The sequence below is a fragment of the Pseudoalteromonas sp. J2K-J031 genome (assembly GCF_058197095.2).
The window spans coordinates 911,109-932,931 of the sequence record NZ_CM200279.1; the positions used below are offsets into that span (position 1 = coordinate 911,109).

Here is a 21,823-nt window from a genome sequence, read left to right on the forward strand (position 1 = left end):
CCCAATTAGACTTTTGAGGATATACCATGGCACGTACCGTTTTTTGTCAAAAATTACAAAAAGAAGCCGAAGGTTTAGGGTTTCAACTTTACCCAGGTGAAATTGGTGAGAAAATTTTTAACAATATTTCGAAAGAAGCATGGGCACAGTGGCAACATAAACAAACCATGCTAATAAATGAAAAACACCTCAATATGATGGATTTAGAGCACCGTAGTTTTTTAGAAACACAAATGGTTGGTTTTTTATTTGAAGGCAAAGATGTCGAAATAGAAGGCTACAAACCGGTATAAAAAAGAGAGCGAAAGCTCTCTTTTTACATTTTTACTGACTCATATTTATTCTTTTTGTAGCAACTGATTGATGTATTCTTGCACTTCAAAAAAGTGTTGCTCGATATCATCTCTAAGATGGCCCACAGTACGTGGTTCTACCATTTGTTTTTCACATTCAAGCTCTAGCAAATCAGCCGACTCTGCCAGTTTATAAGCACCGATAGTGTTGGCTATTGATTTTAATTGGTGGGCAACAGCTTGTATTTCGTCAATTTCATCATGTTTTACTGCATTTTTTATCTGTAAAATAATACTGTTGCCATGCTCAAGGAACATGGTTAAAAAATGCTGGTGTTGTGATTTATCTTCACCGATATAAGACGTTAATCGTTTTAGGTTTACTGGCGAAGGTGCTTGTTTTGGCGCTTCAATCGGTAGCCATTGAGCAACTATTTTTTCTAATACATTTAATTCAACTGGTTTGGTGATGTAATCATTCATACCAAAAGATAAGCACTTTTCGCGCTCTCCTTTGAGCGCATTTGCTGTAATGGCGATAATAATACTATCTTTGACTAAGTCGGTACGATACGGGCCCTCTTGGCGAATGCGCTTAGCTAAGTCGTACCCTGACATTTTTGGCATATGCAAATCAGTTAAAATTAACGAGTAATTACCTTTTTGCCACATCTCAAAACCTTGTTCACCATCGTTAGCAACTTCTACACCATAACCTAATAAATGAAGCTGTTCGGTGATCACTTGTTGATTCATGATATTGTCTTCAACGAGCAAAACAAGTTGGCTGTTTTTTATTGCACGTTCGCCTGATTGATATTGATTAATTGATTTTGCTAACTGACTGGCTTTGGGTTGGTGTAAGCCCGCAGCAATTAATAATGAATTAAATAAGTTACTTTTACATAAAGGCAGTGCGTTTAAATAAAATACATTTTTGCATGTTAACTTGGCTTCACTTAGCTTGCTAAGCACAATCACTTGTTGGTTATGCTCTTCTAATAAGTATGCTAAACGGCGTAATTGTTTATTGATTACCTCCATATCGCTGACGCCATCAAGTAACCAAATAAGTTTATCTGTTGTTTGCCAGCTTTCCGTGCTTTCAATGTTGGTAAATTCAAAAACAGTCGCGCCTAAAAAATCCAAATAGTGTTTCACTTGCTGATTTTTTAATTTATCAGGGCTATAAAAGGCAATGTGTTTGCCTTTTAAACGGTTTTTATGCTCAACTTTAGCCTCATCACTCAAAGTAAATGGAATTGAAATTAAAAATTCACTACCAATTCCTGGCTCACTCGATACTTTAATTTGGCCATACATGAGCTCAGTTAAGCTTTTACAAATTGATAAACCAAGGCCCGTTCCACCAAATTCACGAGTAATACTATCTTCAGCTTGGCTAAAAGGTTGAAAAATACGGCCAAGTTGTTGCTTGGTCATGCCAAGGCCGTTATCGCTGATTTTGAAATCAACAGTATTAAAGTCATGTGTTTTTTGGCTCAACGTGACATCTATCGATACTTTGCCTTTTTTATTATCAGTAGAACTTGTGAACTTGATTGCGTTACTGCATAAGTTATATATAACTTGGCGTACCCGAATAGGATCTCCGAGTAACCCTTCTGGAATATTCGGATCGATGAATAAATTGAGTTCTAAGCCATTTTTATGTGCGATTGAAGACATAACCCGCGCTACTTCTTCAACAATTTGTTGTACAGAAAGTGGAATTAAATCAACTTTTAGTTTGCCGGCTTCAATCTTAGAAAAATCAAGAATATCATCCAAAATACTGAGTAACGAAAAGGCGGAGTCTCGAATAATGCTGCTTAGACGAACTTGAGGGCCAGATAATTCGGTGTGTCTGAGTAAATCAATCGTACCAATAATACCGTTCATTGGGGTACGAATTTCATGACTCATTGTTGCTAAAAAGGTGGTTTTGGTTTCATTCGCTTGTTTAACGCTGGTAATGGCTTTTTCAAGCTCCTGAGTACGAGTCAGAACTTGATTTTCTAAACTCAGTTGCAAGCCGTGCAGTTTATCTTCAGCCGCTAAATGTAGAGCTTCACTTTCTTTTACGCTATTGAGTAATTGGTTGATAAGCTCAGCAATTTTATTTAGACCAATGCCTAAGTCGGTCGAGACGGTTAAATGATAATCTTTTTTATCTGTGATCAGATTAATTTCACCTTCTAAACGCGTTGTATTTTCTTTAATTCGTTTGTTTACAAAAAGAGGCACAGTAATAAGGCTTATGATTAATACAGCCACACTCAAACTTAGCATCAACCAAAATAGCGTGAAGCTCTTTTCAGTGCGGGTGTATTCAATGACTAATAACCCCATCACATTACCGTTTATTTCTAATAAATGCTGCCTTGTGAGAAGGCCTGGTAGATCAATTGTTTTATTTAACAAAGATGGAAATAATTCTTTGGTTAAAGTTTGACTAACCAATTGTAATTCATCATTTTTATTTTTTTTGTATAGGTGAAAATTCAATGAGGGATTAATTGCTTTGGCAGAGAAGAGAATTTGAATTGCAGTATTGTAGCCAAATAAGTTGATTGAATCAGCTAAAGGTCTGTCTATTTTATCGGCTATATCAATCAAGTGAGCTTCGTTAAGGTCGTGATGATCTGCTGGAAAAAAAGTGGAGCTCAAATAAATGAGACTGGAGTTTAAGACAAATAATATAGCTATTAAGCTGTGCAATCCTTTAATTGGAAAAAGAGATCGACGATTCATATTTGTTGATATTCCCTAGTTGTTTTATTTTTATACCCGCATAATTTGTACGAATATATTGTAATTTATTGATTGAGTCTAATACTAAGTGATTATTTTTATTGAAAACTTTAGTACTATTTTGTTTTATACAACACTTTTGAGTTAATTATGATAGGCACTCGCCTATAAGAGCATAGTAAAAACATTTTCATTAGGAGATAATTTAATGCTATTTCTCTAATAATGAATCACTTAATAGTCACTTCGTTTGAAAATTGCGCAAACGAACTTTGTTGATAAAAAAGGTGTTGACTTAGAAAAGCAAAAAACGTCTAATACGCCGCATGCCCAGATAGCTCAGTCGGTAGAGCAGAGGATTGAAAATCCTCGTGTCCCTGGTTCGATTCCGGGTCTGGGCACCATCCTTAGTGATAAATTAAGTTTTGGTGCTTTTAGCGTCATAACGTACTTGCAATAGTACATACCGTTTTAGTGTGCCGATTTAGCTCAGCTGGTAGAGCAACTGACTTGTAATCAGTAGGTCAACCGTTCGACTCGGTTAATCGGCACCATTTATTATCTAACATTATGTTAGAAAGGCGTAAAGCCTGCACAGTTATGTGCCTCGATAGCTCAGTCGGTAGAGCAGAGGATTGAAAATCCTCGTGTCCCTGGTTCGATTCCGGGTCGAGGCACCATTAATCTACCAGAGATTAATGAACGAATTAGTGTGCCGATTTAGCTCAGCTGGTAGAGCAACTGACTTGTAATCAGTAGGTCAACCGTTCGACTCGGTTAATCGGCACCATTTATTATCTAACGTTATGTTAGAAGGCGTAAAGCCTGCACAGTTATGTGCCTCGATAGCTCAGTCGGTAGAGCAGAGGATTGAAAATCCTCGTGTCCCTGGTTCGATTCCGGGTCGAGGCACCATTAATCTACCAAAGATTAATGAAAAAATTAGTGTGCCGATTTAGCTCAGCTGGTAGAGCAACTGACTTGTAATCAGTAGGTCAACCGTTCGACTCGGTTAATCGGCACCATTTATTATCTAGCCTTATGTTAGAAAGGCGTAAAGCCTGCACAGTTATGTGCCTCGATAGCTCAGTCGGTAGAGCAGAGGATTGAAAATCCTCGTGTCCCTGGTTCGATTCCGGGTCGAGGCACCATTAATTTAAGCCAAACAAATGTTTGGCTTTTTTTATGTCCAAAAAATATTAAAAGTATTCATTTTTATATTTAATACCAATCTGCGTAGATATGGGGTCTATTTAATGACAAGAAAATTGCGCTATAACTAGGCAAAAATTTTTATATCTAGTTGTTCTAAATAAAAAATTTTTAACGACGTTATAGCGTGATTTAATTCGTTAAATTGTTCAAATATTTATGTCGATTGGTATAGCCTCTGTTGTTTATCTTTTTCCTTCGACATTTAAAAGTTGCTAGACAGATCAACGCGTCAATAGCGGGCCTATTGCGTGTTAATCTAACGTTGTTCGTTTTTAAATCAGTCGTCTAGGTGGGTATTTATCCTTTACTAGGGTGATTTACCTTCTCTTTCTCTTTCTCTTTCTTTTGCTTGCACTTGGCTTCGTTTAGTTTGTTTTTGTTCAACAACAATTTTTATTGTTCGTTCAACATAAGGGTCTGGCACCACCATTTGTACTAAAGAGCCTAAAGCAAAGGCCAGTGCCTTTTGTTTTTTTGCCGCTTTAATTAATGGGCTGAAACTAAATGATAAAAGTATAAAAAAGCTTATCGGTAACATGTAAATAATTAAGAGTGTGAGCTCTAGTATATTTTGCTCAGTAAAATAAGGTGTTATTGCATAAAAAAGAGTGCAAATATAAAAATGCGCAATGATCATAGCCATCTCGATGTGATAGGTGGTTTAAATTGAATGTGAGGTTGGAATAGCTATCAAGCAGTGAAATTAGGTGCTCTATTGAGGTCACCTGACAAACTCACTCGATAATTATTTAAAGGCACAGTGCTGAGTTATTGGATTTGCAGTTGTTTTTTAATTAAAAAGCGCTGTAAAAATGATGCGTAATGGGTTATTTGGTTTGGTGGATAAATAACACTATAAAAGTCAGTTATTTGAGTTACGAGACTATTAAAGACATTGGGTATCGCTAATGCCTGTTTGTTTTTTAACGTTAATAAAGCACAGGTCGAACTTGGTTTTTGTAGCTGCTCAGCATGATAGACACTTTTTTGTATTGTGTTGTCATGATTGCTGTCGTGATAACAACCACTTGCAATAAAGCATGCGCTTAAAAATATATAAATCCATTTAAGTAACACGGTCTATTTCCTGTGTAATGTTAAATCTACTAAATAACCATTGATTCCACTCTCAGCTCTTCGTCGCAACTCCTTAAGTTGCTGCTTTTTTGAATTTTACCACTTAGATTAATTAGGTTGTAATACGTTGTCTTGTTGTGAGATTGGGATTGTTTTTGTTAATTCAAGTTTAAAAAATGTAAATAACTTTTTGTTGAAATTGATCTAAATTAACAAGCTGAATGTAAGTGTATGTAAAGTTTGTTGAGTGCTAAGAAACTGACCCAGTACACTTAGTGAGTCTGCATTAATTACTAACAGGAAAATTAAATGGGCGTTTTATTAAAAAAACCCATCGCATTAAGTCTTTGCTTGGCTTTATCAGGTTGTATGAGTATTCCTAAGTTAGCCGAAAATTATCAAGAATCGATCGATTTACCTGCAGATTGGCGGCAAAAGTCGGATTCTATGGCTGTGCAAGATAACTGGTTAGCCCAATTTGGTGACGAACAAATAGTGCAATTAGTGCAACAAGCATTAAGTAAAAACCATGCTTTGCAAGCTAAAGCATTACAAGTCGCAATCAAAGAGCAGCAACTGATTGTCAGTGGTGCTGTATTTTGGCCTTCATTTGATATGTCACTACGCTCATCGCGCACTAAAAATACCCAAACAGAAGCGCTGAGCACAACTCATTCTTTAAATTTAAACCTGAGTTATGAACTTGATTTATGGGGAAAGTTATCAGATGCCGATCGCCAAGCAAATTTAGACTTTTTAGCAGAACAAGCGCAATTCACACAATCCAAGCAAACCTTAGTAGCGCAAGTAGCAAGCGCTTGGTTTAAAGTGATTGAGGCTGAGCAATTATTAAAGTTGTATCAAAAACGAGCTACTAATTCTGAGCAAAACTTACATATTATTGCCTCTGGTTATGAGCAAGGCCTAAATTCGGCTCTTGATGTGTATTTAACCCGTAATGAAGTAAATAACGAACTGTCGCGAGTAGCAACACAACAAGCTGAGTTGATAAAAGCAAAGCGCATTTTAGAGCGATTTACAGGCGCTTATCCTGCGGGTGAGTTAACCGTAAACGCCGACCTGCCCAAACTCGAAAGCACCATTAGTTTAGGCTTGCCAGCTAATCTATTAACTCAAAAGCCTGCATTGGTTGCCAGTTGGTATCAGTTGTTAGCTAAAGATGCCAATGTCGCTTATGCCCACAAACAACGTTTTCCAGCATTAAAATTAACCGGATCATTGGGCAATAGTGACTCCGATCTCAAAGAGTTGTTGTCGCCAAGCTCGCTTGCATGGTCATTAGTTAGCAATATAACAGCCCCTATTTTTAATGCGGGTAAATTAGCCGCAGAACAAGAGCGCGCTCGTTTAGAGCGTCAAATCAGCGAACAAAATTACCTAGATACTTTGTTTAATGCGTTTAGTGATGTTGAAAATGGGCTCACGACAGAGCAAAGCTTGCAGCAGCGATATATCACGACCGTACGCGCAAAAGAAAATGCTGAAGCTGCACAAACCTTGGCCTTTGAGCAGTATCAAAGTGGTTTAGTTGAATACACCACAGTGCTTGAATCGCAAAAGCGTGCGTTTGATGCACAAAGTTCCGTCATTCAAATAAAAAGTCAGTTGCTAAGCAATCGGATTAATTTACACCTAGCGTTAGGTGGTGCATTTGATGTGCCATCTGAATCTGTAGAGAGTAAGTAACAGTATGAAATTAAATAAAAAAAACACGTTACCTTTTGTTGTAGTTCTTGCTTCAGTGGCCCTTATCGCACTTATTGTTAAAAACCCACCAAAACCAGCCCGTGGTATGGCGGCAAAACCAGCTCAAATGTCTGTTGAGACGCAGCTTATTAATGGCCAAACTTTTGAGGTGATCATTGATAGTTTTGGCGTTGTGCAGCCGCGTACACAAAGCGTGCTTGTTGCACAAGCCAGTGGTCAGATTAACGACGTTAGCAGTCAGTTTCGTGATGGTGGTTTTTTTGAGGCCGGTGATGTGTTAGTCAAGCTTGATGACAGAGATCACAAAGCCGAAGTAAAAATTGCGCAATCTAGCTTGATGTCGGCCAAGCAAGCCTTATTTGAAGAGCAAGCACGAGTAAAACAAGCGCTGGCAGATTGGCAACGCCTAGGCAATGGCCAACAAGCTAATGCCTTAGTTTTGCGTGAACCGCAATTAGAAGCAGCGAAAGCCAAGGTCTTATCAGCTGAGGCGCAACTTGAAAAAGCACAACTCACCTTAGAGCGCACCCAAATTATTGCGCCGTATGCAGGGCGTATTTTAAAGAAACGCGTCGATTTAGGTCAGGTCGTGAATAACAATACCCAGCTTGCTGATATTTATGCAGTTGATTATGTTGAGATTCGTCTACCAATCAAAAATAAAGATTTACAACTTATCGAATTACCAGAGCAGTATCGCGATGTCGCACAAACCCCCGTTGGCAGCCATGTCACCTTTAAATCCGATTTAGTACAAGCACAAACATGGCAAGGGCAAGTTGTTCGCACCGAAAGTGCGATTGATAGCCAGTCACAGCAACTTTATGTGGTGGCGCAAATTGACGACCCGTATCAAGCAAAATTAAATCAAATTTCACCGATTAAAATTGGCCAATATGTCAGCGCCAAAATTAAAGGTAAAACACTCTCTGATGTGATTGTGATCCCTAACAGCGCGATTTATCAGGGTAGTTATGTCTACACCGTCGAAAATGGTGTGTTAAAGCGTAAAGATATCACGTTAAGTTGGCAAAATGCGGAGCATGCTATTGTGGCTGACGGCCTGATAAAGGGCGAACAATTAGTACTAACACCCCTTGGGCAAGTGAGTTCTGGCACGCCAGTGAAAGTACAAAATGAAACCTCTGGTGCTGCGCCACAAGATGATAAAGCTGCACGTAGAGCCAAGCTTGAGCAAATGGCCAAAGAGCGGGGGATCACCGTGGAGCAGTTAATGGCCGAGCGCAAAAAAGCCCGTGCTGAAAAAGAAGGTCAATAAAATGAATTTCGGTATAACAAATAAATATCAAGGGGTTAAAGTATGATTGCTTGGTTTGCTCGAAATCATGTTGCCGCAAATTTACTCATGATTTGTATTTTGCTCGCTGGGCTTTTTAGTCTTTCAACTAAAATTCCTTTAGAGGTTTTTCCCTCATTTCAAACCGATCGTATTAGTATCAGTGTCTCGTTACGCGGTGCCACCCCTGAAGATACCGAGCAAGGCGTTGCAATTAGAATTGAAGAAGCAGTGCAAGATTTAGAAGGGGTAAAACAAATATCGAGCCGTTCATCTGAAGGCTCAGCATCGGTCACAATTGAGGTTGATACCGGTTACGATCCCCGTGAAATGCTTGCCGATATTAAAAGTCGGGTTGATGCAATTAATACCTTTCCTGCGGATGCTGAAAAGCCAATCGTAGCCTTAGCTGAGCGCAAACGTGAAGTAATAGCCGTGACGGTTGCCAGCCTCTATGGTGAAAAAGAAACCCGCGAATTTGCCGAAACAGTGCGCGACGATTTACTACGCTTACCCAATGTGACTCAGGTTAGTTTAAGTGGCGTACGAGATTACGAAATAGCCGTTGAAATCTCACAAGATAGCCTGCGTCAATACGATTTATCGTTAAAAGAAGTGGCTGCGGCAATTGGCAACTCAAGTACCGATGTTTCAGCGGGTAATTTAAAAACCTCAGGGGGTGACGTTCTTATTCGCTCAAAAGGCCAAGCGTATCGCAAAGATGAATTTGCCAAAATAGCGATTAAAACCAATCCTGATGGTTCAATTATTCGCTTAAGTGACATTGCGATCATAAAAGATGATTTTGAAGAAACCCCAGTACGCACCCGTTTTAATGGCAAGCAGGCGGCCTTTATTGATGTCTACCGTATTGGTCAGCAAAGTGCCATTGAGGTCGCTGATGAAGTAAAACAATATATTGAACAACGTCAAGACTCCTTGCCACAAGGATTTGAACTGAGTTTTTGGGATGATGACTCTCAAGTTGTTAAAAATCGTATTGCAACCCTGACCTCCAATGCCTTACAAGGCGGTATTTTAGTGTTGGCGTTGTTAACCTTGTTTTTGCGCCCAGCCATAGCGTTTTGGGTGTTTATTGGCATTCCCATTTCGTTCATGGGCGCGTTTATCGCCATGCCAATATTTGGCGTCACGCTCAATATCATGAGCTTATTTGGTTTTATTTTAGTGCTCGGTATTGTGGTTGATGATGCGATTGTGACGGGCGAAAACGTGTATACCCATTTAAAAACCGCTGAATCGGGTGAGCTCGCGGCTATCCGCGGCACACAAGAAGTCGCAACGCCAGTCACGTTTGGGGTATTAACCACCGTCGCGGCCTTTTTACCGCTTGCCTTTATTGATGGTGCGCGTGGCGCATTGTTTGCGCAAATTCCGTTTATTGTTATTCCTGTTTTATTGTTTTCACTGATTGAGTCTAAATTTGTACTGCCTGCGCATTTAAAATATTTAAAAATGCGTCATGAAAAACAAAATTCAAATAAGTTAGAGCAACTGCAACAACGCTTTGCTGATGGCTTTGAAAATGCCATTTTGCGTTATTACCAGCCGCTACTCAAAGTGGTCTTACGCCACAAAATGAGCACCTTAATGGGCTTTATCGGGATTTTCTTTGTCATTATTGCCTTGATGTCGAGCGGTTGGACTAAGTTTATCTTTTTCCCGCGCATTCCAAGTGAAACGGTGCGGGTTAATTTAACCCTGCCGGCGGGTACACCTTTTGAAGTGACTAATAAATTCATTTTAAGAATGGCCGACAAAGCACATGAACTACAAGAAAAGTACATTGATGAAGACAGTGGTAAAAGTGTCATCATGAATATTTTAGCGACCACAGGCGGGCGAGGTGGGGCATCAAATTCCGGTGGCGTGCGTTTTGAAATTATTCCACCAGAGCAACGTTCAAGCGATATATCCTCTCGTGAACTTGTGGCTGAATGGCGTAATTTAATTGGGGTGATCCCTGGAGCTGAAAGCTTAACGTTTCGTGCTGAAATTGGTCGCTCGTCCGATCCTATTGACGTGCAGTTAAATGGCCAATCCCTCGATACGCTTAAAGAAGTGGCAGCGCGCGTAAAAGAGCGTTTAGCTACCTACCCCACAGTGTTTGATATCGCAGATAGTTTGTCAGATGGTAAACAAGAGCTGCAAATTGAGCTCACACCACAAGGGCAAGCGCTGGGGCTCACACGTGTTGCCATTGCGAGCCAAGTCCGTAGCGCGTTTTTTGGCTCGCAAGTGCAACGTATTCAACGCGGCCGTGATGATGTGCGCGTGATGGTGCGTTTACCGATTGAAGAGCGCCGCTCAATTGCCGACTTACAAAATATTTTAGTTGATACACCAAGCGGCGGTGCAGTGCCATTGTCGCATGTTGCAACGCTCAAGGCAGGGCAAAGCCCAACCACGATTTACCGTATTGACCGTTATCGTACTGTGAATGTAAGAGCGGATATTGAAAAAGAGAAAACCAATATGACAGTGCTACAAGCTGATTTAAAAGAGTATTTAGATCAATTAGTAGCGCAGTACCCTGGTGTGACACATTCATTAGAAGGTGAAGCGAAAGAGCAACGCGAGTCGTTTGACTCTCTCACTTGGGCGTTATTATTTGTGTTTTTTATAATCTATGCCTTGCTCGCGATTCCGTTTAAATCGTATTTGCAGCCTTTAATTGTGATGAGCGTTATCCCATTTGGCATGATAGGTGCCGTAATGGGCCATTGGATTATGGGCATGGAACTAACCATTATGAGTTTGTTAGGTATGCTCGCGTTAGTGGGCGTGGTGGTGAATGACTCTTTAGTATTGGTTGATTTTATTAATAAAAAACGATCAGAAGGGCGTGAGTTAATGGATGCTGTACTCACTGCGGGAGCATCGCGTTTTCGCCCTGTAATGCTCACCAGCTTAACCACCTTTATTGGTTTAATGCCGTTATTATTTGAAAAATCGACCCAAGCACAGTTCTTAATTCCTATGGCGGTTTCGTTAGGGTTTGGTATTTTATTTGCGACCTTTATCACCTTGTTACTGATCCCCGTTAATTATTTATTGGTAGAAAAGCTCAAAGGGCTTTTTTCTCAAAAGAGTCAAATAGGTGATTATTCCAGCGCAGATAAACCCGCTTAGATAAAGATATTAGGGGTCAAGGCTAACATTTATGAGTTGACCTCTAGTAAATTTGTAGGGGTCAAGTTAAATGGTACCGTTAGAGAGCATCACGTAACCCTGAGGGTAATACCCCCTAAAAATAACTGACGTCTGAAGTAGAATTTACTCGCAACATAAACGCAGGAGATTCCGCATGAAAACATCAAAATTTAGCGACAGTCAAATACTGGCAATCTTAAAGCAGGCCGAAGCAGGCCGAAGCAGGCGCCCTGTGCCGTGAGCATGGTATGAGTTCGGCTACCTTCTATAAATGGCGCGCCAAGTTTGGCTGCATGGACGCGTCCATGATGGCCAGATTGAAGGGGCTAGAAACCGAAAATACCGGCCTTAAAAAGATCTGATCCCAAGAAATTGGAAAGTGAAATTTAGCGACAATTTTTTTACATCCGATTTAGCGTGAGTGGGGCGATCTAACCCCTGATTGATCGCTTTCGACGAAAACAACGCCGCGCTGCGATGGACACTGAATATTTAGATAAGGTGATTAGGGCTTAGCTGTTAATAAAATGTTCACGTTCTCACCCTGGTGTATTATCTCATACCATTCAAGATAAAAAGCCGAGCTAAAGTGGCTCGGCTTGAAAAAGATATGCTTATGCTGATCTGAGGTTAATTAATAATATTTATCAGATCTTAAAAGTAGCTTTTTTAATTTAATACATGATTATCAATAGGCTTTTTTGTGTAAACTGAGAAGTAATCTAGCTCCTCAATAAGTTTCCATTCACTTAAAACATAATCACTAATGGAGGAGTAGAATCTTGTGCCCGGGAAGCCTATAGGATGACCAACTCTTTTTTTCTCAATAAAAACATAAGTACAGCATGAATTAATAATATTGATGCTTTCAATTTTACTTAAATTTGACTCGATATCCATAGCCCAATCTATGTAATAAGGGTTATTTTTATTAAATAGATAATGAGCTAAAGGCATTGATGGAAAAACAGTACTAGTGTCTAAATCATATTTATTGTTTAAATTGGCTAACTCACGATATTTTTCTAATGTTTCTCTAGATGCCAGTATCCCTGATGATTTATTCGAGATATCGCCCATATCATAGGATAGCTCATCAATAGTCGGGTTTCTGTAGGGAGTTAATATCTTAAAAGTATAAATGAAAGATACTAGTAACATAACATTAACCAATCTCTTATCAACCTTATTTTTTATTATAAAGAAATAAGCAATTATAGGAGCAGAAAATAATAAAGGGGAATTAAACCCCCAGCTAACACCAGCACACCAAGATATTGATAAACCTAATATTAGCAATTGATATTTATTAATTAAGTTAGTTTTCTCTTTAGATTTTATAAAAATAAAAATAAAATTAGAAGCTATTATAAAAGGAATAAAATGATCTAACCTAAATAATCTAATTGGATCTACTGCGCCAAATTTATAAAAAATAACAAATAAGAACGAGCCTAAAATTGGCAATGACAAAATATATATATCTTTACTTTTTTTTGTAAATTTTTTAAGGAAAAAAGTAAAAATCAAACTAAGTAAAGCTAATGCTAAAAAATATTTTGAGCTAATCCAATTTATATAGGGGAAAACAGAGCTGTTCAGAATATCAATTAATTGAGTTTTGCCAGATATGGAACTGTAAAACTTTGATGACACTCCAATGACTTCAAAAATATAATGTACACAAAGAAAAAAAATAACACTTGCCATTACTGCATATAATGATTTTTTCTTATGTATTACTATACTTAGTAGAATAAACAACATCAACGGAGCTAAAAAATTCTGTTTGGCAAGTACCGATAAACAAAATGAAACAGTTGCAAGTATTAGGTAAGTAATATTTCTTTTTTTAGAAAATAGAGATGTAAAATAAACTCCTAGGCTTGCATAAAAAATACCGTCTATAGTATGCCATAACATCATTGTTGATAAACAATACTGTGATAATAAGAAGGAACAGAGTATAATTTTTATTTTATACTCTTTTAGCTCATATTGATTATCAACAGCAGTTATAAATAATAGAACTGACGATATAAGTAGTATTGAAGAGAATATTCTTGATATAAGAAACTGATAGTCTTCAGGGAAGAATAGCATTATGAGATAGCTATGAATGATAGATATTGGAGGTCGAACATAAGAATAATCTAAATAAGGAATTTCGCCATTTAAAGCTCTCCATCCAAGACCTACAATAAACCCCGTATCAGAGTCCTCAAAACCAAAACGTGTTAAAAAGATAGTAACTATGAATGCAGCTAGAGTTATTAAGTGCCATTTAAATTTAGAGATCATAAACTCAACTTATTAAATAGAAACTTAGGAATTAGCTTAATAATCATCATTATGATAAACCAAAAAGCAGGCGTATAAGAAAAGGAGCTTTTATTTATTATTCTTTCTTTGATAATTTTAGCTATTTTCTCAGGTTTTACCCATAATAGACCTTTCTCAAACTCAGCAGTCATTGGTGTGTCAACAAATCCAGGTTTGATATCAAGAACGTAGATACCTGATTTACTAAGTCTCTGACCAAGCCCTTGCAAAAAAGTAGAAACCATACCTTTTGCTGCACCGTAAACATAGTTGGACTGTCTACCTCGATCACCTGCAACACTGGTGATCACTGCAATACTACCTGATTTTTGTAGCTCCATTTTATTGGCAGCACTAGTAACAAGAGAAATGATACTGACACCATTGATATTTAACTCTTCTATAGTTTTTATAGGGCTATTTTGGCATAACTCTTGATTAGGAAGGCTTCCATGAGCAACCAACAACACATCAACATGACCTAGTGTAGAGAATGCTTGTTCAATAAGCGCTTCATGAGTGTAAAAATTACTTGCATCAAACGGTACAGCATAGACAGAATTTGCACCTCTTACAGTCAAGTCTTGCTTAATGATATCAAGTTTTTCAGTATCTCTGGCAATGAGGTAAAGATTCGCACGATCTATAGCATATAGCTTGGCAACTTCCTTTGCTATCGCTGATGTAGCCCCAATAATAATAATATTTTTCACGATTCTTACAATCCTATCCTTTTAGACTGGAGCGAGTAATACTGTTCAACTGCACCATATTTATTTCTTAATGTTTGAAACTCTTCCCACTGAGGGTAACCAACCTTAAACATATCTTCTGACATTCTTACATCTTTAGTTAGGTATAAACGCCCTTCATATTTTCTTACGATAATGTCTAAGCGATCAAGCAATACAAATAGCTTATCGTTCAGCTTAAAATCGAGCGCTAGTGTATAACCTTCTATAGGGAAAGATAAATAATTTTTGTTACCTTCACCAAACACCTTCAAGACAGCGAGAAAAGATCCCAGCTTTGACTCAGCAATAGCTTCAAGAATTTCTGTTAAGCCTTCTTTTCCTGCAACTTTAGGGATAACAAATTGATACTGTGTAAAGCCATTTTTGCCATACATACGATTCCAGTTATTGATACCATCAAGCGGATAAAAAAATGAATCATAATGAATGGTATTATTGACTTCTTCTTTCAATTGCTTGTTGTAATAAGCTGAATTAAATGCCTGTATAGTGTATTTGTTCAACAAAAAAACAGGCATATCACACGGCATATTTAATAAACTGCTTTTATGCGTGGTTAGCTCGCCTTTCACTGCGTGCTCACCGAGCATCACCAATGAACGACCAAGGTTGTCGCCTGTAGAAAGACAATCTATCCAAGCAACTGAGTAAGTTACATTATGATATTGCTCAAAGAGCTCTAAAGCAGTATCAAGATTTTTAGCTTTGATGACTTTCTGATTAATGTAGGCACTTGTTATCGGTTTCAATTTAAATGTTGCTTCCGTGATAATACCTGTGAGCCCCATTCCTCCACAGGTAGCGTGGAATAAGTCTGAGTTTTCTTCTCTTGAGCAAGTGATTTCTTGCCTATTAATGATAAGAGTTAACGAAATTACATGATCACTAAAACTTCCTTCTACGTGGTGATTTTTTCCGTGAACATCACTGGCAATAGCTCCACCAACAGTAACGAATTTTGTGCCTGGGGTGACTGATAAAAACCACCCTTTAGGGACAAAGTTCATTAGGATATCATCGAGTGAAACACCAGCTTCACAGCGAAGCAGCCCTGTATTCTCCTCGAATGAGATAAAGTGATTTAATTGATCAACTATTACAATATTTTCTGAAAGCGCGCTATCACCGTAGCTACGACCTAAGCCTCGTGCTATACCGGTTTGCTTTTCATTAGCCAACATTTTACATGTTGAAGGTGCACTAATATTCGCATCAATAAGTGGATATTTCCCCCAACTGGTCATCTTTTTCATTTTAACGCTCTATAAATACATATTTTCTATCTAAGTAATATTTAGTCATGTAACCAATGCTTAAACCAATAATTGCGCCAACATAGCGCATAGCTTTGGTTTCAAACCACATATCAAAAGCATACTCAGTGACCCAAAAAAGGAGTGTAGTAACCACACCCATTAAGCTGTAGAAAAAAAACGTAGTGAGATCTTGCTTTTGGCTTTTAGTTTCAAATTCAAAAATAAATCTCTTATCTAGAAAATACTTAATGGCCAAACCTGCTAGCGTTCCTGTAAACATACTTACAACGATCTCATATTGATGAAGAACTAGGTTGGATGTTATTTCTTGCGTGAAAATATTCACAATGGTCGCTACAGCAGCAAAAGCGACATAGAGTATCCTTTTAGTCATTATTTTTTATACATTGATTTTGATAAAGTAACACTTTATCATCTTACTTAGATTTTGCCCACTCCCAGCCTAGATTTATCCTAGAAGACAATAAGAAGAATTAAAATGTTTAGTTTACCCCCACTAGTACGACTTATGCGAATAAAGCAGTGGGTCAAAAATGCCTTTGTTTTTGCGCCTTTACTTTTTTCAGGTTTATTTACAGACATGTTGTCGGTACAGCATGCTTTCTCTACTTTCATCATTTTTTGTTTAGCTTCGTCAGCCACTTATATATTAAATGACTATCAAGATATGGAAAATGATAAAAAACATCCGGTTAAATCAAAAACAAGACCTCTTGCATCAGGTGAAGTGAGTAAGCCACAAGCTCGCATTTTGATGATTGTTTTGTATGGCATAGTTGCATTATCGTCTCTTGTTTACCCTCAAGTGGTCGCAGTTGTTGTAGCGTATTTATTGCTGAATGTGGCCTATACATTCCACCTAAAACACCAACCCGTATTAGATATCTTTACGATAGCGACAGGTTTTGTTTTACGTGTATATGCTGGGGCAGTATCGTTAGATGTACCGCTTTCTTCTTGGATGTTTATTACTACGCTATCATTGGCTCTCTTCTTAGCTTCGATTAAAAGAAGGCAAGAGTTGTTGAATAGTGGTAATGAGGCTCGTAATGTGTTGCGGTATTACACCGTAAGTCTTGTTGATAAATATGCTGAAATGTCAGCAACTTGTGCTATTTTATTTTATAGTTTATTTGTTATTTCAGATAAGCCTGATATGGTTTACACCATTCCATTTGTTTTGTTTGGGTTATACCGTTATTGGTTTATTGTAGAGTCAAAGGACTCTGGTGAGTCTCCGACTGACGCCTTGTTTGCAGACCGCTGGCTCCAACTAACCATTCTTGGATGGGTTAGTACTTGCTTCTATTCATTAGTAGTATAAAAAGGAAGACGATATGGATTTTAGTTACCTTATTACGCCTTTTTTTGCGTGGTTAGTAGCAGGATGTGCAAAGTTTGCCATTAATACCATTCGATCAAAACGTTTAGCATTTGATTTGATTGGTTACGGTGGTATGCCAAGCAATCATAGTAGTATCGTGAGTAGTGCCGCAGCGATTATTGCTTTTAATGAAGGGCTTCAAGAGCCTGCTTTAGTTGTTGCTTTAGCTTTGGCATTTATTGTCATACTTGATGCGAACAGTTTGCGACAACAAGTGGGCAAACACGCTAAAGCTATCAATGTTCTAAATAAAGATAAAATAGAAAAACCTTTGAAAGAGCGAATGGGGCATACCCGCCTAGAGATTCTTGCTGGTATCATAACTGGTATTGCTTCGGCTTGGTGTGTGCATTACGCGTTCATTTTTTGGGTAGTATAATTAATACAGCTTATGAGTAACGACGTTTATATCAAGCAATTAAAGCGTCTGTATTTATGGTTGGCTCTAGGCTTTGTCATTTATGTTGCGTGGAAGTACTCGTCGGATTTCAAAGCTGCTGCGGAGTATTTACGAAAGCTTTCCGTAGAAATAGTGGCTTTGTGTTTTGGCCTTGCTGTGTTGAGCTACTCTTGTCGTTCTCTTCGCTGGTTAGGCTATATGAGATTGACAGAGCAAAAAGCTTCAATAAAACATCATATTATTATTTATTTATCTGGCTTTGCTTTTACAGCATCCCCAGGCAAAGCTGGGGAGTTAATGAGGGGGGCACACCTCAGTGAGCTGGGTGTACCATTTAGATACACCTTTTTAAGCTTTGTGTCAGAACGATTACTTGATGTCATTGTAGTTTTACTATTTGGTACTTATTTTCTTATTAAACATAGTGATGTCTCTTTTGTTTTTCTATCGGTTGCCATACTTCTCTTTCCTTTCATTATTGGGCCTGCATTAAAGTTTGTATTTAGCTTGGAGCAAAACAAACCATGGTTTGAGCCAGTTAAAATATTAAGTGACATGTGGCGAATGCCTGTTGTACTAAAAAATCAACTATTCACATTAATAGCATGGCCATCGCAAGGATTGGTTTTGTTCCTAATGTTGAATAATTTCGAAATAGAAATAAGCATAGCAATGGCGGTAAGCATATATTGCCTTAGTTTGTTGATTGGAGCTGTATCACTTATACCAAGTGGCATTGGTGTAACTGAGTTAGGAATGGTATGGCTTTTAACTCAAGTTGGTGTTGACCCCGAGATTGCTATAATCTCCTCCCTCATTACCAGAATGCTGACTCTTTTGCCAGCAATGATGATAGGATTGGTTTGTGCTTTTTCTCTAAAAAATCAAAAAATAACTGAATCACTCGGTAATACCCCCTAAAAATAACTGACGTCAGGAGTAGAATTTACTCGCAACATAAACGCAGGAGATTCCGCATGAAAACATCAAAATTTAGCGACAGTCAAATACTGGCAATCTTAAAGCAGGCCGAAGCAGGCGCCCTGTGCCGTGAGCATGGTATGAGTTCGGCTACCTTCTATCAGACATTGATCAGACCCCTATGCCACTTTTCTATTTTATATAAATTCATAGCGTGACCACCAATGTATCTTATTATTTTTTCTCGTAGCTCATTAAACCCATCTTAGTAGATTTCATCTCCATGCTGAACTAAATTGATACCTTCAAAACATTGAAATATCCACCGTAAGGTGGGTCTTTCAATTAGCTGATTAATTTGGTTTGGAATGGTTGCTTTTACTTTCTCCATGTTCGCCCTCAATCGTCTTTGAGCGATTGAATATACTAATAAAGACAGTGTCATTATCATCAACAGTGCATCTATTCGGCTTGGCTTTTTTATAAATAATGATGAAACAAAAAACAACGGATCTTTTAAAAATCTAAAACCTTTTTCAACTTCTGATTGTGCTTTGTAATGTCTGAGTAAATCTTCTGGGCTTAGGGCTTTTTCATCTGCATTTGTTGCTAATACAAAGCATGACTTTTGCTCTATTGCTTTTTTAATTGCAGGGCCATCTTCTTCAATTTCTGCGCTTATTTGCCATTCTATACATTTCGCAGACGCATCTTTTTTAGCTCGCCCTTTGCCTTCGTATACTTTATATTCATTGAACTGCATCGTTGTCACTTTATGATATTTAAATTTCTTCGTTAACTTATTAAGTTCACGTTGTGCATCGGTTTGACATGCAAATCGCTGCGCTTGTAGGTGATAAAGGGCTTTTTTAATTTGAGTATGTGCTCGCTCGACTTGGCGTGCGATATTTTTTTCGGCACGATTATTTGCTGCATTTGAGTAAACAACCATCCATCGCTGATTTATTCCCATGTGCTCAACATCATTAACAACATATTGGTAGTTATCATCAATTTTTATCCAGCTATCATTTTTAATGGCGGTCGAGATGGAGGATTTCTCGAGCGAAATTGTTGAAGGAATGAGTGTAATAAATTGGATTTTAGATAAAAATTCGGCGTTATTTTGATGATACAACTTACAATCAGCGACAAGGAATTTCGGGGTCTTGCTTTTCTTGAATTCATTAACAAGGGCTTTGCTGCGTGCTTCAAAAATAGCGGTGTCGGCACTATTGCCATCCCAGTTTTTACACGCAAGTGGCACACCGCCATCTTGGCTGACGATTATTTCTTGCACTACCTGTTTCAAATCAGGACGACGAGCTTTGCTATAGCCGTGCGTGATTTTTATTATATTTTCATCGGTATTTTCTTCATCAACGGCATATTCACCAGTAAGAGAATGACTGATTGTATCTAATGATTCAAATGTACGATCAACCTGTTCAAGTTGACAAGCTTGCTCTGAGACGAGTGAAAATAAGCTTTCACAACCAAAATCAAGGCATTGGTCGAGGGTTCTTTCCAATTTATGACGATTAAAATGCGATGCTTGCACACCTTTAAGGAACAAATGTTCAAGAGGAAAATTAGTAAAAAACTGAGGACTGAGAGATAAAGGACGATTGGCAAATCCAAGACTGTTCATAATCATGCCTTTAACTGCTTCACCTGGGGTAATTTCTTGCTTCTCATCTTGAGGTAAATATTGGTCTAAAAGGGAGACTATTTTTAAGTCTGCGATGACACCTAAAACAACACCATGACGATCTAATCGTTTGATTTTTAAGTTCATAAACACCTCGAAGTTGAGGTGTTATTCTATCAAATTACAGCAAGCCTAGGGCTTTTTTTAACCTGAAATTAAATAGAAATTTATGAGCTTGGTCTGATCAATGTCTGTTCTATAAATGGTGCGCCAAGTTTGGCTGCATGGACGCGTCCATGATGGCCAGATTGAAGGGGCTAGAAACCGAAAATACCGGCCTTAAAAAGATGTATGCCGAGTAGCATTTAAAAGCTGAAATTCTCAAAGAGGCCATCGAAAAAAGTGTTAAAGCCGTCGCGTCGGCGGTAGTTGGTGCAAAAGGTGGTTAAAAATCATTGTATTACCATCAAATTAGCGTGTGATTTGCTTGGGATTAGCGAAACTTGTTATCGCCATCAGGCTAAACTGAGAGATGAGAATATGCTAATTGCTGACTGGCTGCTTCGGCTAACTAAAATGCACTGCAGTTGGATCTTTGGTATGTGTTTCTACTTTTTGCGTAACGTGAAGTACTTTGGCTGGAACCACAAGCGGGTGTTGAGGATTAATCGGGAGTTGGTCTTAATCTTTGAATAAAGCCCAATAAACGCTTAAAACCGGATGCACTTGCGGTGCTTGACGAGATGAACCTGTGTTGGTCTACGGGCTTTATGCACGACCAACTTGGGGTGGACGCGGTTTTAGGTTGCTTAATATCATTGACGATTTTAACAGTGAGGTGCTGGTGATTGAGGTCGACTTCTCATAGCCAGATGAACTCGTTGTCCGTACGCTAAATCAAGTCATTGAATGGCGTGATAAGCCAAAGTAAATTTGTAGCGATAGCGGGTCCGAATGTATCAGTGCGTTACTCGCTGAATGGGCTAAAAAACATGATATGAACTGAAGGCAACCTACAGCAAAATGCTTATGTGGAGCGGTACAACCGAACAGTTCGCTACGAATGTCTAATCAATATTTATGAGCAGTATTGCCTAAGTGCAAGATAATGCGACAGAATGGCCTTGGTTTTACAACAATGAACGACCAAGCAAAGCAGTTGGTGGCATACTCCCAAAATACAAATAGGCTTTAATAACGCAATATTCTACTTTAAGCGTCAATTAAAAATGGTGTATTACCGTTTATTAAATAACCTGAACTCTGGTTAAGAGATTTAGTAACGTATTGATTTAATTTATATAAAAATCCAGAAACTCTCCAGTCAGAGATTTACAGGGATAACAAGGCGAGTTTATGCGTCAATAGCGGGTTTATTCCAAGTAAACTCAACGTAGTTATTGTTGAAAATAGCTACTGGAGATAGATTTATTATCCAGAGTTCAGGTTAAATATGAATTTGGTGTTGGGTAAAATGTAAGTACGGTAGGGGTAAATATACCTGTTTTTTGCGTCAGATTTGCGTCAGGTTTTTAGTGCTTTTTTGCCCTTTGTTCCGCCTTTTGCGCTAAGAAG

The 21,823-nt window shown here is 38.3% G+C and carries 14 protein-coding genes, 7 tRNA genes and 4 pseudogenes; 17 read left to right on the top strand and 8 right to left on the bottom strand.

Going from position 1 to position 21,823, the window contains the following annotated elements; all coding sequences use genetic code 11:
* The first annotated feature begins 26 nt into the window (after positions 1-26).
* Positions 27-293, top strand: a complete 267-nt coding sequence (locus tag AC3KZC_RS04160; RefSeq protein ID WP_009838564.1) for an oxidative damage protection protein — start codon at positions 27-29, stop codon at positions 291-293.
* A 45-nt stretch (positions 294-338) separates the two neighbouring features.
* On the opposite strand, the gene AC3KZC_RS04165 is transcribed toward AC3KZC_RS04160, so the two are convergent.
* The gene (locus AC3KZC_RS04165) at positions 339-2,912 is read right to left on the bottom strand and encodes a hybrid sensor histidine kinase/response regulator (protein ID WP_490579659.1); all 2,574 of its coding nucleotides are present in this window, start codon (positions 2,910-2,912) and stop codon (positions 339-341) included.
* 463 nt (positions 2,913-3,375) lie between these two features.
* Between AC3KZC_RS04165 and AC3KZC_RS04170 the strand changes: the two genes are divergently transcribed.
* The 7 genes from AC3KZC_RS04170 to AC3KZC_RS04200 all read left to right on the top strand — a co-directional run bounded on the left by AC3KZC_RS04170 (position 3,376) and on the right by AC3KZC_RS04200 (position 4,198).
* Positions 3,376-3,451, top strand: a tRNA-Phe gene (locus tag AC3KZC_RS04170).
* A gap of 74 nt (positions 3,452-3,525) precedes the next feature.
* Positions 3,526-3,601 (top strand) — tRNA-Thr (locus AC3KZC_RS04175).
* 50 nt (positions 3,602-3,651) lie between these two features.
* Positions 3,652-3,727: transfer RNA gene (locus AC3KZC_RS04180), tRNA-Phe, on the top strand.
* 34 nt (positions 3,728-3,761) lie between these two features.
* Positions 3,762-3,837, top strand: a tRNA-Thr gene (locus AC3KZC_RS04185).
* 49 nt (positions 3,838-3,886) lie between these two features.
* Positions 3,887-3,962 (top strand) — tRNA-Phe (locus AC3KZC_RS04190).
* Positions 3,963-3,996: 34 nt separating this feature from the next.
* A tRNA-Thr gene (locus AC3KZC_RS04195) sits at positions 3,997-4,072 on the top strand.
* Between the two features lie 50 nt (positions 4,073-4,122).
* Positions 4,123-4,198, top strand: a tRNA-Phe gene (locus AC3KZC_RS04200).
* Positions 4,199-4,569: 371 nt separating this feature from the next.
* On the opposite strand, the gene AC3KZC_RS04205 is transcribed toward AC3KZC_RS04200, so the two are convergent.
* Positions 4,570-4,899 carry a hypothetical protein gene (locus tag AC3KZC_RS04205; RefSeq protein ID WP_490580239.1) on the bottom strand — a complete coding sequence of 110 codons (330 nt, stop codon included), beginning with the start codon at positions 4,897-4,899 and terminating at the stop codon, positions 4,570-4,572.
* Positions 4,900-5,030: 131 nt separating this feature from the next.
* On the bottom strand, positions 5,031-5,339 hold the full coding sequence (locus AC3KZC_RS04210; RefSeq protein WP_490580240.1) for a hypothetical protein: 309 nt from the start codon (positions 5,337-5,339) through the stop codon (positions 5,031-5,033).
* Between the two features lie 309 nt (positions 5,340-5,648).
* Between AC3KZC_RS04210 and AC3KZC_RS04215 the strand changes: the two genes are divergently transcribed.
* The 4 genes and pseudogenes from AC3KZC_RS04215 to AC3KZC_RS04230 form a co-directional block, all read left to right on the top strand.
* Entirely contained in the window at positions 5,649-7,046 is a 1,398-nt protein-coding gene (locus tag AC3KZC_RS04215; protein ID WP_490580241.1) for an efflux transporter outer membrane subunit, read from the top strand.
* 4 nt (positions 7,047-7,050) lie between these two features.
* Entirely contained in the window at positions 7,051-8,346 is a 1,296-nt protein-coding gene (locus AC3KZC_RS04220) for an efflux RND transporter periplasmic adaptor subunit (RefSeq protein ID WP_490580242.1), read from the top strand.
* 42 nt (positions 8,347-8,388) lie between these two features.
* The gene (locus AC3KZC_RS04225; RefSeq protein WP_490580243.1) at positions 8,389-11,517 is read left to right on the top strand and encodes an efflux RND transporter permease subunit; all 3,129 of its coding nucleotides are present in this window, start codon (positions 8,389-8,391) and stop codon (positions 11,515-11,517) included.
* Positions 11,518-11,692: 175 nt separating this feature from the next.
* Positions 11,693-11,897 (top strand): annotated as a pseudogene (locus AC3KZC_RS04230) (transposase); the annotation flags it as partial.
* Between the two features lie 310 nt (positions 11,898-12,207).
* Here AC3KZC_RS04230 and AC3KZC_RS04235 read toward each other — a convergent pair.
* The 4 genes from AC3KZC_RS04235 to AC3KZC_RS04250 are packed head-to-tail and all read right to left on the bottom strand — an operon-like array spanning position 12,208 to position 16,265.
* Entirely contained in the window at positions 12,208-13,839 is a 1,632-nt protein-coding gene (locus AC3KZC_RS04235; RefSeq protein ID WP_490580244.1) for a hypothetical protein, read from the bottom strand.
* The gene (locus tag AC3KZC_RS04240; RefSeq protein ID WP_490580245.1) at positions 13,836-14,573 is read right to left on the bottom strand and encodes an SDR family oxidoreductase; all 738 of its coding nucleotides are present in this window, start codon (positions 14,571-14,573) and stop codon (positions 13,836-13,838) included. Before AC3KZC_RS04240 ends, AC3KZC_RS04235 begins: the two co-directional genes overlap by 4 nt.
* Positions 14,574-14,578: 5 nt before the next feature.
* Entirely contained in the window at positions 14,579-15,868 is a 1,290-nt protein-coding gene (locus AC3KZC_RS04245; protein ID WP_490580246.1) for an FAD-binding protein, read from the bottom strand.
* 1 nt (position 15,869) lies between these two features.
* Positions 15,870-16,265 carry a GtrA family protein gene (locus AC3KZC_RS04250; protein ID WP_490580247.1) on the bottom strand — a complete coding sequence of 132 codons (396 nt, stop codon included), beginning with the start codon at positions 16,263-16,265 and terminating at the stop codon, positions 15,870-15,872.
* A 105-nt stretch (positions 16,266-16,370) separates the two neighbouring features.
* Between AC3KZC_RS04250 and AC3KZC_RS04255 the strand changes: the two genes are divergently transcribed.
* The 4 genes and pseudogenes from AC3KZC_RS04255 to AC3KZC_RS04270 all read left to right on the top strand — a co-directional run.
* The gene (locus AC3KZC_RS04255; RefSeq protein ID WP_490580248.1) at positions 16,371-17,216 is read left to right on the top strand and encodes a decaprenyl-phosphate phosphoribosyltransferase; all 846 of its coding nucleotides are present in this window, start codon (positions 16,371-16,373) and stop codon (positions 17,214-17,216) included.
* A 13-nt stretch (positions 17,217-17,229) separates the two neighbouring features.
* Positions 17,230-17,655 (top strand): divergent PAP2 family protein, encoded by a 426-nt coding sequence (locus AC3KZC_RS04260; protein WP_490580249.1) that lies wholly within the window; start codon positions 17,230-17,232, stop codon positions 17,653-17,655.
* 12 nt (positions 17,656-17,667) lie between these two features.
* Positions 17,668-18,597: a lysylphosphatidylglycerol synthase transmembrane domain-containing protein gene (locus AC3KZC_RS04265; RefSeq protein WP_490580250.1), complete on the top strand. Its 930-nt coding sequence runs from the start codon at positions 17,668-17,670 to the stop codon at positions 18,595-18,597.
* Positions 18,598-18,653: 56 nt separating this feature from the next.
* Positions 18,654-18,761, top strand: a pseudogene (locus tag AC3KZC_RS04270) (transposase); the annotation flags it as partial.
* On the opposite strand, the pseudogene AC3KZC_RS04275 reads toward AC3KZC_RS04270, so the two are convergent.
* Positions 18,758-20,395: pseudogene (locus tag AC3KZC_RS04275) on the bottom strand (IS1634 family transposase). The pseudogenes AC3KZC_RS04270 and AC3KZC_RS04275 overlap by 4 nt on opposite strands.
* A 107-nt stretch (positions 20,396-20,502) precedes the next feature.
* Here AC3KZC_RS04275 and AC3KZC_RS04280 point away from each other — a divergent pair.
* A pseudogene (locus AC3KZC_RS04280) lies at positions 20,503-21,436 on the top strand (DDE-type integrase/transposase/recombinase); the annotation flags it as partial.
* Positions 21,437-21,823 lie beyond the last annotated feature (387 nt).